This window comes from Streptomyces sp. NPDC006393, assembly GCF_040628575.1.
In the GTDB taxonomy this organism is placed as follows: Bacteria; Actinomycetota; Actinomycetes; order Streptomycetales; family Streptomycetaceae; genus Streptomyces.
In genome coordinates, this window is the sequence record NZ_JBEXZD010000090.1 from 1 (window position 1) to 15149 (window position 15149).

14 protein-coding genes and 7 pseudogenes are annotated in these 15149 nt (G+C 65.9%); 9 read left to right on the forward strand and 12 right to left on the reverse strand.

Translation table 11 applies throughout. The features are described from left to right. The first annotated feature begins 473 nt into the window (after nucleotides 1-473). Nucleotides 474-755 carry a hypothetical protein gene (locus ABZ484_RS28760; RefSeq protein WP_358868840.1) on the forward strand — a complete coding sequence of 94 codons (282 nt, stop codon included), beginning with the start codon at nucleotides 474-476 and terminating at the stop codon, nucleotides 753-755. 185 nt (nucleotides 756-940) lie between these two features. Here ABZ484_RS28760 and ABZ484_RS28765 read toward each other — a convergent pair. Continuing rightward, nucleotides 941-1745 (reverse strand): annotated as a pseudogene (locus ABZ484_RS28765) (transposase); the annotation flags it as partial. A gap of 65 nt (nucleotides 1746-1810) precedes the next feature. Continuing rightward, nucleotides 1811-2323, reverse strand: coding sequence for a hypothetical protein (locus ABZ484_RS28770; protein ID WP_358868841.1), 513 nt, complete (start codon nucleotides 2321-2323; stop codon nucleotides 1811-1813). A gap of 533 nt (nucleotides 2324-2856) precedes the next feature. Between ABZ484_RS28770 and ABZ484_RS28775 the strand changes: the two genes are divergently transcribed. From ABZ484_RS28775 to ABZ484_RS28785, 3 genes are all read left to right on the forward strand, one after another. Continuing rightward, nucleotides 2857-3444, forward strand: a complete 588-nt coding sequence (locus ABZ484_RS28775; protein WP_358868842.1) for a hypothetical protein — start codon at nucleotides 2857-2859, stop codon at nucleotides 3442-3444. A 95-nt stretch (nucleotides 3445-3539) separates the two neighbouring features. Next, entirely contained in the window at nucleotides 3540-4133 is a 594-nt protein-coding gene (locus ABZ484_RS28780; RefSeq protein ID WP_358868843.1) for an IS5 family transposase, read from the forward strand. Next, on the forward strand, nucleotides 4130-4327 hold the full coding sequence (locus ABZ484_RS28785) for a hypothetical protein (RefSeq protein WP_358868844.1): 198 nt from the start codon (nucleotides 4130-4132) through the stop codon (nucleotides 4325-4327). Before ABZ484_RS28780 ends, ABZ484_RS28785 begins: the two co-directional genes overlap by 4 nt. A gap of 15 nt (nucleotides 4328-4342) precedes the next feature. Here ABZ484_RS28785 and ABZ484_RS28790 read toward each other — a convergent pair whose 3' ends face one another. The 3 genes from ABZ484_RS28790 to ABZ484_RS28800 all read right to left on the reverse strand — a co-directional run bounded on the left by ABZ484_RS28790 (nucleotide 4343) and on the right by ABZ484_RS28800 (nucleotide 6531). Beyond that, entirely contained in the window at nucleotides 4343-4786 is a 444-nt protein-coding gene (locus tag ABZ484_RS28790; protein ID WP_358868845.1) for a hypothetical protein, read from the reverse strand. Between the two features lie 274 nt (nucleotides 4787-5060). Beyond that, a complete protein-coding gene (locus tag ABZ484_RS28795) occupies nucleotides 5061-5366 on the reverse strand; it encodes a hypothetical protein (protein ID WP_358868846.1) in 306 nt (101 codons plus the stop codon). 562 nt (nucleotides 5367-5928) lie between these two features. Further along, nucleotides 5929-6531 (reverse strand): hypothetical protein, encoded by a 603-nt coding sequence (locus tag ABZ484_RS28800; RefSeq protein WP_358868847.1) that lies wholly within the window; start codon nucleotides 6529-6531, stop codon nucleotides 5929-5931. A gap of 234 nt (nucleotides 6532-6765) precedes the next feature. Between ABZ484_RS28800 and ABZ484_RS28805 the strand changes: the two genes are divergently transcribed. Continuing rightward, entirely contained in the window at nucleotides 6766-7443 is a 678-nt protein-coding gene (locus ABZ484_RS28805) for an SMI1/KNR4 family protein (RefSeq protein WP_358868848.1), read from the forward strand. Between the two features lie 187 nt (nucleotides 7444-7630). Here ABZ484_RS28805 and ABZ484_RS28810 read toward each other — a convergent pair whose 3' ends face one another. Continuing rightward, on the reverse strand, nucleotides 7631-9016 hold the full coding sequence (locus ABZ484_RS28810; protein ID WP_358868849.1) for a helicase associated domain-containing protein: 1386 nt from the start codon (nucleotides 9014-9016) through the stop codon (nucleotides 7631-7633). On the opposite strand from ABZ484_RS28810, the gene ABZ484_RS28815 reads away from it, so the two are divergent. After that, nucleotides 8900-9754 carry an IS5 family transposase gene (locus ABZ484_RS28815; RefSeq protein WP_358868850.1) on the forward strand — a complete coding sequence of 285 codons (855 nt, stop codon included), beginning with the start codon at nucleotides 8900-8902 and terminating at the stop codon, nucleotides 9752-9754. The genes ABZ484_RS28810 and ABZ484_RS28815 overlap by 117 nt on opposite strands. Before the next feature lie 42 nt (nucleotides 9755-9796). On the opposite strand, the gene ABZ484_RS28820 is transcribed toward ABZ484_RS28815, so the two are convergent. The 3 genes and pseudogenes from ABZ484_RS28820 to ABZ484_RS28830 all read right to left on the reverse strand — a co-directional run. Continuing rightward, nucleotides 9797-10192 (reverse strand): contact-dependent growth inhibition system immunity protein, encoded by a 396-nt coding sequence (locus ABZ484_RS28820; protein ID WP_358868851.1) that lies wholly within the window; start codon nucleotides 10190-10192, stop codon nucleotides 9797-9799. Between the two features lie 42 nt (nucleotides 10193-10234). After that, nucleotides 10235-10543 (reverse strand): annotated as a pseudogene (locus ABZ484_RS28825) (TerD family protein); the annotation flags it as partial. Further along, nucleotides 10520-10696, reverse strand: a pseudogene (locus ABZ484_RS28830) (DUF742 domain-containing protein); the annotation flags it as partial. The pseudogenes ABZ484_RS28825 and ABZ484_RS28830, both read right to left, overlap by 24 nt. On the opposite strand from ABZ484_RS28830, the pseudogene ABZ484_RS28835 reads away from it, so the two are divergent. The 3 genes and pseudogenes from ABZ484_RS28835 to ABZ484_RS28845 all read left to right on the forward strand — a co-directional run. Continuing rightward, nucleotides 10634-10974 (forward strand): annotated as a pseudogene (locus ABZ484_RS28835) (aminoglycoside phosphotransferase family protein); the annotation flags it as partial. The pseudogenes ABZ484_RS28830 and ABZ484_RS28835 overlap by 63 nt on opposite strands. 973 nt (nucleotides 10975-11947) lie before the next feature. Then, on the forward strand, nucleotides 11948-12907 hold the full coding sequence (locus ABZ484_RS28840) for a hypothetical protein (RefSeq protein WP_358868852.1): 960 nt from the start codon (nucleotides 11948-11950) through the stop codon (nucleotides 12905-12907). Nucleotides 12908-13182: 275 nt separating this feature from the next. After that, a pseudogene (locus ABZ484_RS28845) lies at nucleotides 13183-13365 on the forward strand (MarR family transcriptional regulator); the annotation flags it as partial. 265 nt (nucleotides 13366-13630) lie between these two features. Here ABZ484_RS28845 and ABZ484_RS28850 read toward each other — a convergent pair. From ABZ484_RS28850 to ABZ484_RS28860, 3 genes and pseudogenes are all read right to left on the reverse strand, one after another. Continuing rightward, nucleotides 13631-13850 (reverse strand): annotated as a pseudogene (locus ABZ484_RS28850) (transposase); the annotation flags it as partial. A 107-nt stretch (nucleotides 13851-13957) separates the two neighbouring features. Continuing rightward, complete coding sequence (locus tag ABZ484_RS28855; RefSeq protein WP_358868853.1) at nucleotides 13958-14677, reverse strand: replication-relaxation family protein; 720 nt, start codon at nucleotides 14675-14677, stop codon at nucleotides 13958-13960. Between the two features lie 163 nt (nucleotides 14678-14840). Continuing rightward, nucleotides 14841-15149: pseudogene (locus tag ABZ484_RS28860) on the reverse strand (ATP-binding protein); the annotation flags it as partial.

Here is a 15149-nt window from a genome sequence, read left to right on the forward strand (position 1 = left end):
CTTCTACGGCGACCGCGTCATCGACAATCAGTAACACCCGAATCAACCACGAGAAGCATCAACATCAGGGCTTACACGAAAAACAAGACACTCCCTTGTACGGTGGGTACAGCCGGGGCATGTGCCCCAATAGCTGGTACTGCCTTCGCGCTCTCAGTTGCAAATCGCGGAATTAGTTTTGCCCAGAGCGACAAGACCAAGAAGGACTGGGCGGCATTTGGGACCGGCGTTGCGTTCGATACCGTCGGGTGGCGTGTCAACGCCGTGCGAGAACCGGCACTATTCGTGAAGGGCGGGCTTCCCTTCCTCTACAACGTATCCAATCGGGCTGGCCAAGCACGGCTATACCAGCAAACGTCAGCCCTAGTATGGGGAACATTGGGCTGGTAGGGCCCTCTAGTCCATACCAACCGACCGCCCGGCGCCGATCACTCGGACGGCGCCGGGCGGATCGGTGGAAGTGGAGATTTCTCGTGAACTATGTGCTCTTGAGTGTAAATGTGACTCCCGCAGGAATTCCTGTAATTGGAGTCGTGGTAATAGTCGCGCTTCTCGCGCTCTTCGTGTGGGACGCATTGAGGCTCCCCGCCGGTGCGTGGTTCCGCTGGCTGATTCCGGTCGGCTTTCTCCCGCTGATCGCCGGCATGATGACCGAGATCTACTGGATGATCGCGCTTGGGGCCGTGGTTATGGGACTCGGCTTGGCAATGGGGAAGGGGCGCAGGCAGCGTGAGAGCCTGCGGCGGCGACTCTAACGGTTGCTCTTCACTAACGCCTAATCAACGCTGATGTCAACTGCGGCGACATATAGGTAGTGTGGAAACGGCTGGCGGCATCCCCAGTTGTTCGATCAGTCAAGAGAGACACATGGGGCGCTATCGCCGTATTGCTTCCGGTGCAGTGTTGTGGAGACGTTCATTTAGAGCTCGTAACACGATCATGAGCAGGCCTTCTTGAGGCGTCTCCAGCAGATGAGACTGCAGGCCAGGGAGACGAAGGCGTCGTGCAGGTCGAGGCGTCTCTCCCAGCGGACGGCCAGGCGCTTGAAGTGATGCAGGAGAGAGAAAGTCTGCTCGACGACGTAGCGGAGCTTGCCGAGGTCCTTGATGTTCGGGGCACCCTTGCGGGAGATCACCGGCAGGATGCGACGTCTGCGCAGCTCGCGCCGGTTGGGGTTGCTGTCGTAGCCCTTGTCACCCAGAAGTGCGTCGGGTCGTCTGCGTGGACGGCCCGACTTCCCGGCGACGGGCGGAATGCCGTCGACCAGGGCGATGGTCTGGGTGACGTCGTTGACATTGGCCGCAGTGGTGATGACCTTGAACGGGGTGCCGTTCCCGTCGCAGATCAGGTGGTGTTTACTGCCCGTCTTCCCGCGGTCGACCGGAGACGGGCCGGTGGCCTCGCCCCCTTTTTTGCGCGAATGTGGGAGGCGTCCACGCAGGCACGCGTCCAGTCCAGGGCGTCGGCCGCGTGCAACTCGGCCAGCAGGATGTGGTGCAGCTCTCGATGACGCCGGCCTCGTGCCACCGGCTCAGTCGGCGCCAGCAGGTCTGTCCGGAGCCGAACCTCAACTCCAGCGGCAGCAGTTGCCAGCTGACGTCGTTGTAAAGCACATACAGGATGCCCTGCAGGCACAACCGGTCATCCACCGGCTTCGGACCGGGTGCCTTCTGTGGCCATGGCGGCAGTAGCGGCTCGATCAACGCCCAGAGGTCATCGTCCACAATCCACGGTCGAACACTCACGCCCTCCCAAACGGCCGAATCGTCACACCGGTCACGCCGTCCCGCTGCGGCAGCGGCACGCGCATCTACGACTGCCAGGGCGATTCGTCGGTGGCCGGGACGCCTTCCATAGGAAGGCGATCGCGGTAGTACTCCGACTCCAACCAGTCCTCCTTCACGAAGACCGGCCGCGACATCCGCACGCCGCCGACCTCCTGTGAGCGCAGCAGAACCCCCAGATCGGTCAGGGCGAGGGAGTGATCGAGGGTGTACATCAGACAACTCCCGTGCTCGGCGGCGTAGTCAAGAAGCAAGTGGTGCGCCTGCTCGGGATCGCGGCCGGCCAGTGCAAAGCCCGCTAGCAAGACCTGCGGACCCGTGACCGCGTCCAGAGCAACGCACGCCAACTTGCCTGCGTCGTAGAACACCTTCACCCCATCGGCGAAATCTTCCTGCCCGTAGAGACCGCCCACCAGTTTCTGCGGCTCAGAGACTCCAAGGGCGTCGGCAACCTTGACCGGGCTCATCCCGAACCGCAGCGGCCCCACTCCGGCTCCGGGCAACAACTCCCAGTGCTCCCGTCCCTCGCTGGCACTCACGTGATCCGCTCCTTCAAGAGACCATCCCCTGTGGCCCGGCATCCCGTGCGAGACCAGCGCTCAAAGTGCCACCTGAACGACCGAGCGGCAACTGAAGTGCTCAGTCACACCGCGGATCACAACAAGATCGTGTTACGAGCTCATAGCGGGCGGTAAGTTCCCGGAGAGGGCTCCTGAAGCCGAACCCGTCTCACCGGCATTCGAGGGCGACCCGTACCACCCGAACGAGGTGCGAAAGCGGATCAATTCCGGACGAGATGCGTGGGCGAAAATCCCGAGGGAAGTCCACAACACTGTGAACGGCATTGAAAGAGGTACGGTCACGCAGCGGATCAACAGCGACGGGCCCGACTGGTTCAACGCGAATGGCAACACCCAAAGCCCTTGGTATAATGCGACGAACTTCACGGGAGTGGGCTCGGCCACGAGCCAGACTCGTGTGCTTGTGCGAAGCGACGGGGGCGTTGGGTATGTGCTCAACCACAACTACAATAATGTAATTGAGTACCCCTACGCCAATCTCCTCGCCCAGTATGTACCGCGACCGTGATCCCGAGACGGATGAAATGGAACTGAAAAAATCTCTTGCTGCAGCGGGACTTCTGGTGCTGGAGAAATGCGGCGACCTGAGTGGACTCATGCCCGCTCTCGTCAGTGGCCAGGCGCCGAGCTGTCCTCCCGAGGATGGCCGAACCGAATCCCTAATTGATATCGGCGATCCGCTGCTGCTTGAGAAAGCGAACGCAGAATGGTACCGACTTTCGGTCGAAGCAGGCCTTTTCACTCAGGCCGATCACCGGTTCCTGGTAGCGCTCACTCTTGAGGCGGATGGTCCTGCACAGTGGATCTGCGTGGAATTGCAGGACTCTTGGGACATCATGGGGATAGGTGCTTCAGGCCTGCTCGGCAGCGGGTACTGTCGGCCTGAGTTCCGCATGCTCTCTCTTGATGGTTCAGTGCTTTCCTGTGGGACTACCTGGGAGTCCGCAATCAGTGCGTTCGTCCTGAAGGATCCAGTCCATTCACAAGTCCTTCGAAAGTTTGCTGAGTGGGTGGCGACGGGCGAAATCGGGCATCCGGCAGACGGTGCCGCGGCGCGTCGCTGGCTCGGCATCCCTTAGAGCTCGTAACACGATCTTGTTGAGATGTCCGGGTCGGGCGTGACCGGTCGGTTGATTCAGCCGTTCGTGAGGATGCGAGTGCTCGGCCGTGGATCGTGGACGACGACTTGTGGGCGCTGATCGAGCCGCTGCTGCCGCCTTGGCCCGAGCGCGCGCCGGGGCCCCGGCCGGTGGACGACCGGCTGCGCTTGCAGGGCATCCTGTACGTCCTCCACAACGACATAGCCTGGCAACTGCTGCCGCTGGAGCTGGGGTTCGGCTCCGGACAGACCTGCTGGCGCCGCCTCGAACGGTGGCAGCAGGCCGGTGTCTTCGACCAGCTCCACCGCATTCTGCTCGCCAGGCTGAACGCCGCTGGCGAACTCGACTGGTCTCGCGCGTGTGTGGACGGTTCCCACATCCGCGCGAAAAAAAGGGGGTGCCGACACTGGTCCGTCGCCGGTCGACCGGCGCAAGACGGGCAGCAAACACCACCTGATCTGCGACGGACGCGGTCCCCCCTCAAGGTCGTCACCACCGCGGCCAACGTCAACGACGTCACTCAGATCCTCGTCCTGGTCGACGGCATCCCGCCCGTCGCCGGCCGCCCCGGCCGTCCGCGCAGACGCCCCGAGGCCCTGCTCGGAGACAAGGGCTACGACTCCAACCCCAACCGCGACGAACTCCGCAAGCGCCGATCCAGCCCGTGATCTCCCGCAAGGGCGCCCCGAACATCAAGGGCCTGGGCAAACTCCGCTACGCCGTCGAGCAGACCTTCGCCCTGCTCCACCACTTCAAGCGTCTTGCCGTGCGATGGGAACGACGCACCGAACTCCACGACGCCTTCGTCTCTCTGGCTTGCAGCCTGATCTGCTGGCGACGCCTCAAGAAGCCTCGACCATGATGGTGTTACGAGCTCTTACGGCTTGTCGCGCCACTGTGAAAGTTTTAGGCCGGGTCCAAGCTTGACCGATGTGATGTCCTCGACGCGCTGGTTCGGAGTGTGCTCGCTGGTCGAGCTCTCTATCGGTCCTTCGGCGAGACCCCCTTGATGGAAGGGAACCCGGTCGACGACCTCGCCCTCATCGTTGAGAAAGTCCAGAGTGCCCGTAATAGTGTTGTAGTGCTGTTCGCGCAGAATGCCGTCTACCGTCATCCGCACCGTCTTCTCCTTCCCCGATGGGCGGGACAGGTGAAGATGCTCACGCGCCGTCCGAGCCACCGCGGGTGACGTGGCTTCCGTGCTGACTGGGAAGACCTCGTTGTCAGGCTTGTCGTCCAAGGCGTAGAGGAGGAGGCTGAGCAGTGCGGCAGACAAGGTCGCTACGGCGGCCCACGACAGAAGGCGTGATCGGCGAGACATCCTGGCATCCTTGCACGTCGTCTCCGCGCCCTCCCTACCATGGCTGCCACACTTCCGTTTGTTGGCTTCGTCGGCCGCTGGTGGGGAGTCCAGGCACGGTGCCACCATCCCGGCCCTGACCGGCCAGGTCGACAACCGCCTTCGGCCGTCGTCACACCGGTCACGACCAGCCAGGGACGCCTAACAAGATCGTGTTACGAGCTCTACGCGGCGCTCTGGGAACGCCGTGCGGGCGGCTGTTCGTTCTTGTCCGCCGGCTCCGATCCGATTTTGCTTACCTCCGCACGCGTTTCCATTTGCGCTTGCGGGCGTGCCACACGATCCGAATGGTCGAACGACCGCGAGCCCCTTCGATGAGGCTGACGAAGTCCCGCTCCAGGGCAGTGTGCGCGTCTTCTGGGAGGTTCCCCGGGATTTCGACCGTCAGCCGGCCGTCGGAGGTCTGCAGGACCACGAGTGTCCAGCGTCCGTGCAGTTCCCGGTCGGTGAGCAGGGATCTCAGTTTGGCGCGGAAGGCTTCATGTACGGCCGTAGCGGCCTGGCTGATGGGCGTCGTGGTTTTTTCATGGTGTGGCGTCATCTGTTTTCACTGCTACGGGGACGTTTTTGGTGGGTGGTTGGTGGTGATGGTGTCATCTGGTCGGTGAAGGCTGTTGTCGTTTCCCGGGTGGGGTGGATGACGCTCGTGTGGGCGGGAGTAGGTGGATTCTGGGTGGGGGAGTGGGAGGCATGGCTACGCTCAGTGTGTGCCTTCGTTTGCTGGTGATCCGCGTTATGAGCGTCTTGTCGCTGTCTTTGTGCCGTTGCTGCGCCGGTCGTGTCCTTCGGGTGGGGGCGGGTTCGGTGGGTCGTACGAGCTGCGGTTGGCTGTGGATGAGGCCGAGGCGCTGGGCGGCGTTGCGTAAGAGCACCTGCCGAAAGCCACCGCCACCCACCACTGTGTGGCCGCTGAGCACGGCCCACTACAGCACTCCCTGGCACCTCGACGAGGAAGACATGATGGGCTGTCCCCAACCCCCTGGCTACAGGAAGCCGAAGCACAGCTGGCGCCTCCACTGACGTGCCTGCCGACCAGCTCCGCGCGATGGGCTACGAGCTTCCCAAGCCGAGCGTGCCCACTGCAGGCCCGCGTTTTCCCGGGCTCAGAGGAGGTCTCGCCAGAAGGGGACTGTCGCTCGCGGGTTCCACCTGTCGTCGGCCTCGCCCCGTGCCTCGTCGAACTCGCGGTGCATGTAGTCGGCCAGGTCCAAGCCGTAATAGATGATGTCGGTCTGCCACATCGAGAGCACCGGATGCCCGGGGGTTCCCCGGCCGGCGGGCAGGTAGCGGTGGGCATACACGGGCACCAGCACTGGCGCCTTCGCCAGATGACGCCGGGCCGTATCCAGCGCCGCCATCCCGTCGACTGGGCGCTTCCGCCAGCCCTGGTACCAGAACCCGCTGTGCTCAACATCGAGCAGAACACCCTCGACCGGCCAGTCGAGCTGTCGGCGCAAGCTGTCCAGATCACCGCCGCGCCACTCCGGCCAGGGCCTGGACCAGGTCTGCCCCTCCTCGGGAGGGACGTTGACCGGGAGGCCGGCCGCAAGGAACGCACGGTGATCGTCCGCGAACTCGAAGCCGTACTCGCGCTCGATGCGAGTGAATTCGGCATCCGTCAGCCCCGGCTCGAACTCATAGAGACCTCTCTGTGCCAGACGACGTGCGGCCTCCGCCCCCAGGCGTACTCCCTCATTGCTGATCACCGCCGCACGCTAGCGCGACCACAGCCCGTCGTCACTCGAGTTATGCACGCTCAGGTTCCGTCCCGGACAGGGCGATGCCGAACAGGACGCCGTGCTCCCCGCGTCCGCGGGGATGGTCCCGGTCGCGCTTCTTCCCCACCACGGTGGAGACGAGAAGCCCAGCACAGCCCAGAGGGATGCTCAATGTCAGTGGCTGGCGCTAGTGTCCCCGTGCTCGCCGTCGATAGGAGAGCCGTGAACACGCAGATGGACTGGTCGGCAGTCCGGGAACGCGTCATCGCAGTGGAAGAGGCCGGACGTCGGGCTCGTGGCCGAGGGTCGTCTCGATACCCGACGTTCGAACCTGTCCTGACTTGCGCCGAGATCGCTGAGGCCGAAGCACAGTTCGGTGTCGCTCTGCCCGACGAGTACCGCGCGTTTCTGGCGGAGGTCGGGGCCGGCGGCCCCGGACCGGCACTCCGGCTGACCTCGTTGCGCCGAATCGATGGGAAGTGGGGATGGGTCTGGGACGGCGACGAGAACCATCCCTGGCTGCTGGATTCCAGCGGGCCGTTCGTCGAGACGGAAGATTGGGCTGACCAGCAGATAGCGACCCTTCGCGCCGCTGGGTATGAACCCACTGCCCGTGACGAGGACGAGGACTATTTGGACGATTACCGCAAAGTCTTCGGCGACGACGGCGAGGAGGTCTGGCATCTGGAACGCGGGCGGGGCGCGATCCTGATCAGCGACAACGGATGCGGAATGACCGGCTGGCTCATCGTCGTCGGCCCGCACCGCGGGGAGGTCCGCGACCGGGACTGCGCGATCAACCCGCCCTTCGAACCGTACGTCGATGCAAACGGAAACCGTCACACCTTCCGGACCTGGTACCTCGAGTGGCTTGAGCAACGCGAGAAGGAAGCTCGATGATCAAGAGACAAAGGTTCTCTGGCTCTATCCGCGCACTGCCGACGACGACCATGACCCGTGCCAATCAGTTTGAAATGGCCACCGAGGTCCGGTTCCCGCGCGCCCGGCGCTGCCAGCCAGCGCTGCGTATTCAGCGTTCGCCAGCGCGACCCGCCGGTCGGCACCGGGCTGGCACTCTCGTTCACCATCACCACCTCATGCCGAGCTGGTCGAGGTCGGCGCGTCGTTGCGGGTTGAGTGTCGCGGCTCTCCGGCGGGCGTTGTTGACGAACTGGCCCAGCCCGACCAAGTCGCCGTTGACGTCCTCGATGTGTTTGCGGGGGACGGTCAGGTGGCCCTCGCGTGCGTGGAACTGCCGGGCCGCGGCGAGGTTCCGCGCCCACGCCGTACTCTGCGAGCGGCGTGCAGGTGGCTGTTCGTCCTCGCCCGCCGGCTCCAGCCCGAGCGTGCTTTCCAGCAGCCACTGCTGGGCGGGCAGCAGCTTGTCCCAGCCGTGCCGCTGCGCCGTGACCCATGTCCCGAGGTCTTCGCCCTGGACGATGATCTGGCCTGTGGCCGTCGGCAGGGTTCCGCCGGCCTTGAGGTGGGCGTGGGTGAGGCGGAAGGTGCGTTGCCAGGCGATGTCCCAGCCGAGGGGGCACCATCCCGGGTCGATCGCTTCCAGCGCTTCCAGACGGCTCTGCGGGAGCTCCCCGGCGTAGGGGATGCCCGTCTCGCCAGCGGCGCGTCGTTCGGCGTTGTGGAACGTCCTGCGGGCTGCTGCGCGCATGTTCTTGGCCCAGGTCCCGATGGGGTAGCCGTCCCAGACCGCGGTGGCCGGTGGGAGGAGCATGCCGGCGTGTGCGGTGGCGTAGGAGCGGGCCACGGCGAGGCCTTCGGCCCAGGCGGTGTCCTGTACCGACCAGACCATGCCGAGCGCCTCGAGTTCGGCGACGCGGTCGGGCTCGAGTGTTCCGGCGGCGTGGTAGCGGCGCTGATCAGCGACCCATACCCCGGTGGGATGCCCGCCGATGCCCGGCCAGTCCTCGGGCGCGACGAAGGTGTAGGGCACGCGCAGTTCGGTGTTGCCGGTCTTCTTCAGCCAGCGGGTGGCGGCTTCGATGCCGCGGCGCCAGTAGGCACGTTCGGGGTCGATGACGCGCAGGCGCACGAATTGGGCGAGGGCGGCGGGGTCGCGTTCCTCGCTGAACCGCAGCAACCCGGCCGCCGCAGCCGTCAGCAGCTCCCGCCGCCTACCCTCGCCATCGTCCTGGTCGTCGTTGGCGAACTCGCCTTCCTCGTCCTCGCCTTCGTCCGCGCCACGGCTGTTGCGCAGGCGGGGGTCGGCGAGGGCTTCGATGGTGTCCGTGTCGTGTGCTCGCAGGGCTCCGAGGACCTTCGTGAGGGTGTTGTAGGCATCTGAGACCGTGTTTGAGATCTGCCGTGTCCCGTTGCTGAGGCGTTCGTTGAGCTCACCGTGAGCGGTGGTGGGGGTGGGTATCCGTCTGACCTGAAGGATGACCAGTGGGCGCTGGTGGAGCCCTTGCTCCCGCCGGCGCGGGTGGGCCCGAAGGGCGGGCGTCGGGAAAAGCATCCGCGGCGGCGGATCGTGGACGCGATCTTCTACGTGGTACGGACCGGCTGTGCCTGGCGGCAGCTGCCGAAGGACTTCGCCCCGTGGCCGACGGTGTACTGGTACTTCACCTGGTGGCACGACGACGGCACTGTCGAGCGCATCCACGACGCTCTGCGCGGCAAGGTCCGTGAAGCTGACGACCGCGACGTGGAGCCGAGCGCGGGCCTGATCGACTCGCAGTCAGTCCGCACGGCCGACACGGTCCCCGCGGCCACCAGAGGCTTCGACGCGGGCAAGAAGGTGAAGGGCCGCAAGAGGTTCATCGTCACCGACACCCTGGGCCTGCTTTTGGCCGTCCACGTCGTCGCGGCGAGCATCCAGGACCGCGACGGCGCGAAGCGGCCTTTGCTATGGACCAGGCTCGACCACCCCGGCGTCAAGAAGGTCTGGGCCGACCAGGGCTTCGCTGGCCGCCTGGTCGAGTGGCCCGCACAAATCCTCGGCCGCGACCTGGAGATCGTCCGCAAGGACCCTGACCAGCGCGGCTTCCAGGTCCAGCCCAAGCGGTGGGCGGTAGAGCGTACGTTTTCGTGGCTCACCGCCCACCGGCGCTTGGCCCGGGACTACGAGACCAGTCCGGCCCACTCCGAGACGATGATTCGATGGGCCATGATCGGCGTCATGGTCCGTCGGCTCACCCGGGGTCGTGCTGCGACGCGTCCCGGCCCACGGCCGACCGTGCGAAACTCCTCGTAGACAGCCTGCCGGCCCCTCGCCACGGTAGCTGCCGTCGGCGAGCTACAGAGCCAAAAACCCCTCAACCTCGGGTTTTAGGGCAGGCGGCGCATCGGCCAACTCCGAGACGATCAGACGGACATCCCGCTCGAGTTCGGGGGACTCTCTCCAGACCTCCGCGCTCCTGGTGAGCACGGCGGCCAGCAGATCGCCCTCGTACATGTCGCCTTCCGCCAGTGGGTCGATCCGGAGGACCTCCACCGCCAGGGGCAGGAGATAGGCAAGGCCCACGTTTTGCCTGATCAATAGCCGCATGTCCTCGACCGTCAGGCCGCCGATCGGCTTGCGCCGAAGCTCACGCACGGTCGCCATCAGCCGGGTTTCACCGCCCGACGGGGCCGACCAGCGGTCGCGCTCAAGCTCCTCAAGGGAGCGGTCACGGTTCACGAGTCGAGTCACCGACCGATCGTCCCATGTCAGATCTCAAACGCGGTCTGAGTCGTTGCCGGTGTGGACGATCGAGTTGTCTGGGACGTGCAGGTTGTTGAAGAAGACGAAGTACTGATCCGAGTAGACCTTGCCTCCCTGTGCACCGATCGCGGTTGCGTCGAGGTCGAAGTCTGAGCCGTTGCCGTGGGGGACCTGCGAGCCCAAGTCGATGACGAGTGTGCTCCTGGTCGCCTCTTCCGGCAGCTCGATGCCGCCGCCCTTGCCGAGCCGTGCCGGTACTGCGTCCGACTGGATGGCTACGAGACCGGCTTCCGCGAGATCGGCTACGAGGATTCTGGCAACGCCGAGAGGGATGCCCAGCCGTTCGGCGAGGGTCGTCACCTTGTGAGGTTGGCGGCAGAGGTGCAGGATGCGCTGGTGTTCGGGCAGCTGACCGAGCCGTCCCGGACGGTGCAGGCCGCGACGGCGACGGTGCGTGAGCTCGCGCGCCACCAGCCGGACACCCTCATCCACGGCGACCTGAACGCGCGGAACATCCTGGCGGGCATCCGAGAGCCCTGGCTGGCCGTCGACCCGAAGGGCTGGGTGGGCGACCGGCGTACGACTGCGGCACGCTGACCAAGTCCCGGTCGGTCTTCCTCGCCGAGCAGGGACACCTGTCCAGGGGGATCCGCCGCACCCTCGACGCCTTCACCTGCGCCGCCGAGCTCAATCGGGAGCGCGCACGGCGGTGGGCGCAGCTCAGTGCGGTCCAGGCCGCCTTCGGCGGCCGTCGGCGCGGGTTCCGACGGGGCTGGATCGACCAGCAACCTCGATTCCCCGAAGCGGTGTGGCTGCTCTGCGATGACGGCGAGCGCGACAGCACGGTCCGCGTAGGGCTTCTCGACGCCCGGGCCCCCGGTACAGCGCCCAGGTCGCTCCTCCCGCCACGGAGACCAGTTGGTAGCGGTCGCTGCCGTGTGTGATGGCGTCGAGGGCTTCGCCGACGGTGATGTCCCCGCGCATGGCACGGGTCTCACGGATCGTGTGGTGGGGCGGGGAACGCATCGTCCCCTGCATGGACCCTGTCACGATCGATGTGCAGCCTGATCCTGTTCGGTGTCATCAGATGGCTCCGTTCAACGTCTTCCCGGACAATGGTGTCATCGATGCGAGGACGTGCCAGGAGCGAGCCGGTTTCGTCAAGGACAGCCATGTCGTGGTGGTCGCTGGGCCCACTCGATGCCGCAGAACGCTCTCACTCGCCTCACGCTTTGTGTTCAGACTTGTGTTGTGGCTGGTCTTCGCCGTACAGGGCATGCGTGTCCCTCATGGAAGGGCTCGGTGGCCCGACATCCGAATAGTCGTTCATGACTTCAGCGGCCGGCGGGACCCTCGGTCTGAACAGGAACTCGAGGGCTCCCGACCACGTGAGAGGTGATCCCCGCAGGGGCTTGGACCACGTGTACGCCGGCATCAGCCGGCCAAGGACTGGTCTCCTGCGCCGGCAGATCGTCAGACTCGAGGAACTCCGTGCCGCGGACGCCGCCGAGCTTGCCCAGTTGCGGACCAACGTCCGAGGTCCGCTGAGTCGATGGTGTCAGCGGCTTGTCGTAGGGTCAGGGCAGAAGTTCCTAGTCCTTCGGAGACCCTGTGCCGCACCTTGCTCGCCCCGTGACTACGCACGCTGCCCCCAGGGCCTTCTCCAGGTCTGACGCCGGCCCCTATCTGGAGTCCTGGCCCACGTCGCGGCTACTGGTGCAGCGAGGAGACACAGAGCTGATCGTGCAGGAACTCAAGCCGTCGACCATGGCCTCGACCGCCTGCTTTCCGGCGCCTTGGCCACGCCGGTTCGGCTCATGTGCGGTGTCGCCTGCCGCGGATCTGGCTGTCTTCGCGGGACCGCACGCGCTCCGGGCCGTTGATCGCTCAGGGAACGTGCGGTGGGAGTTGCGGCACCACTGCTGGGCAGGCTGCGCGGGGCACATGGACTTTACCGAGTACGCAGAGGACCGAGATCATCGCTACGCCAACAGTGGCTCGGTCGGTTTCTCCGCAGACGGAAAAACCGTGTGGGCCCATGTCAGCGGCCCTCTCGAGCACGCGGTCCCGGACGGTGGCCGTGGGGAGGAATGGCTGGTCATCAATGCTGCGGACGGCACGCTGCTGGCACGTGCCCAGACGGGGACGGCAGCGGCAGGTTCCGTCCACGTTCCGCACCCGGACCCCGGCCAGATGGGTCTGACCATCGGCGAAGGCCAGGACGGCTCTCCTCTGAGGTGGGGCCGGTGGGATGGTCACGCCCTCGTCGTCGACGACTTCGGCGACGAGGACCGTGTCCTGTTGGCCGTGAGCCCCAGCGGAGACCGCTTGCTCACCGTGACCCATGACCAGGACACCCTTGCCGTTCATCGGGTCACCGACGGCTCGGTGGTAGCCCAGCTGGGTGCGGACGCGGTCCCCCAGCATCCCGCGATCGAAGAGGATGCCGAAGACGACGAGGCACAGGCGTTCTTCGACTACGAGGGAGGCTTCCTCGACGAGACCACCCTCATCGTCGGGACCGTCGAGAGCGACGAGGAGTTCGGCACAGGCCGGCACTGGCTCGTCGATACGGCCCGCATGCAGCTGATCGACCAGCTCACCTACCCCTTCGAAGTGTCAGGTCTGCCCAAGCCCCTCGGAGACGGAACCTGGTACACCGTGTCCAACGTCGACAACGCCCTCCACGTTTGGACCTTGTAGCGGTGCTGCGCGCGCTCACGGGTATCAACGCTGAGCATTCGCTTATGAGCTGGCAGGTGGGGCACCGACACAGCCCGTAGTTGGGAGAAGGCAGCTGCCGAGCGTTTTGCGAGGGAGGCACGCGTGGTACGTCGTCCGCAGGCATTTCGGGCAGGTCTGCCGGGCTACCATCGCCTTGTCGAGCGCGAGCTTCTTGCCGAGGGTGATAGGCCGGATCGGCTTGGCCAGGTCGATGCGGTAGAGACACCTCAGGCATGTAACTCGTCAAGCACGACGTGACCGTCTCCCAGTGGGCGGTCCTGATCACCCTGTACCGAGGCGACGCCGCCACCACCCGCGAGGTGGCCCGGTATATGGGCATCGATGCCGGCGCGGTCTCCCGCCTTGTCGACCGTCTGGCCGCCAAGGGCCTGATGATCCGAGAACCGGATCCTGCCTCCCGTCGCACCGTGCGGCTGACACTCACCGATGCCCCGGCCGCGACCTGGCTCCCAGGCTGGCGGAGATCGCCGACCGCAACGACGCCCGCTTCTTCGCCACCTTGGAACCGGACCAGCGCCGCCAGCCGGACTCCTGGATACGCCACCTCGTGGGGGAAGCCCGCCCAGAGCCCCCCGCGCCACCCACCCCGTGAAAGGCACCACCGTGAGACCACCCCCTCCACCGCACGCTCGGTCACCAAGACTGTCAGCATCGAGCGCCCCGTCGCCGACGTCTACGCCTTCCTCGCCGGGCGATCGCCGGAAAGATGCCACGAGCGTGGACCTGATCACGGTAGACGTCATGGTCATAGCGCGGTCCGCGAACAGCGAATCCGGCTTGCGGCGCGGCCGTCCGACGCGGCCCCGCACAGGGGAATTGCGTCGAGCAAGGGGAGGAGCTGGGTCACGTCGTTCGAGCCGGCCCGCCCACGGTCGACGGGTGACGGGCCCGTCTGGCTCCCCATGGGGAGAACGCTCAACCCCTGCCCCAGGCACGGCTGTCACCGCCTGTGCAGCTCTTTGTATTAGCCGCTATAACTGCGCCGCTTGATAGGTGTAGAGCCAGACGCTAACCGGAGTCTTGTCCGCAGACGGGGCAGGCATCTGCATCAACTCCTTTCAGGACGGCACGGTTGCCCATACTCCAGGCAAGCCTTCTATGCTCCCCAGGCCACAGGTCCTCGGCCACCAAGAGCCTGCAATGCCCCGCAGGGGCCAGAGCGCCGATGTACCAGGGCGGGCAGGGGCTGCTCGGGGGGTTTCCAGGCCCGGTCAGTGGCTCCAGCTGACGGTGTTGCCCGGGTCCTGGACGTGGGTGCCACACGGGCTCGGCAGGGCCACTCTCGAGTACGTCGATCAGCGGTGCCGCGAGCACGGGGACGTCGCGCAGGAAGCCGGTGAACGCCGGGTCCTCGGCGGCTGCGCGCAGCGCGTTGAAGCGGGTAGTGATTCCGGCGGGGCCGGTGCCGTCCAGTACGAACAGCAGCCGGGAGAGGAGCGGGCGGTGCCGCCGCCATTCCTCCCGTCCCTGCCAGGGTTCCTGGAAGGCCTGCCGCTGCCGCCTGCCTGGCACGGGTGCGGACACGTAGTGGTAGAGGCGTGCATAGGAGCCGAGTTTGGCGGCCAGCCGTTCGGGTCCCATGGTGGTCCGGTCGACTTCTACGAAGGCCCGCAGCATGGCTCCGTCGCCGCCTCCACGGCCGCTCCGGTAGTACAGCAGGGCGTCCGGGATGACGGCTTCACCGCCGCCCACCGGCAGGGCTCGGAGATCCAGTCCAAAGGCTGGCACAGCTCTCCGCGCCGCCGCGCGTCCTGCAGGAAGGCGAGGCCGGTCTCAATGATCGTCAGGGTGTGTCCGACCCGCAGCCGCACCGCGGTCCGGTCCGACACCGTCTTCGACGGCCGCCGTTCGTTGGGGGATCCCTTATCGAACGTCACTGCATCCCGACTGGTTAGGCGTGGAGCTTGGCCAGGGTCTCCGCGGCCGACAACCGATCTTCGCGGTCGAGGGTGGTGTCGTTGGCGAGGGTGGCGAGGATGCGGGTGGCGTCTTCGCCATGTCCGTCCAACTCGGCCAGGGCCTGCGCAGCTGACCCGCGGGCACGGCTGCGGATGGTGGTGTCGCTGGCAAGGCAGATGAGCAGGCGGGCGGCGTCTTCGGCGTGCCCGTCCAGCTCGCCCAGGGCCTGCGCGGCCGAGACCCGGTCGTCGCCGGGCAGGGTGGTGTCGTTGGCGAGGGTCGTGAGGATGCGGGCGGCGTC

What these genes read in the sequence shown, in the direction of transcription:
- ABZ484_RS28790 (WP_358868845.1), bottom strand. Translation starts at nt 4,786, where the DNA reads ATGTCTCGCCGATCACGCCTTCTGTCGTGGGCCGCCGTAGCGACCTTG.
- ABZ484_RS28810 (WP_358868849.1), bottom strand. Translation starts at nt 9,016, where the DNA reads ATGCTTTTCCCGACGCCCGCCCTTCGGGCCCACCCGCGCCGGCGGGAG.
- ABZ484_RS28795 (WP_358868846.1), bottom strand. Translation starts at nt 5,366, where the DNA reads ATGACGCCACACCATGAAAAAACCACGACGCCCATCAGCCAGGCCGCT.
- ABZ484_RS28775 (WP_358868842.1), top strand. Translation starts at nt 2,857, where the DNA reads ATGTACCGCGACCGTGATCCCGAGACGGATGAAATGGAACTGAAAAAA.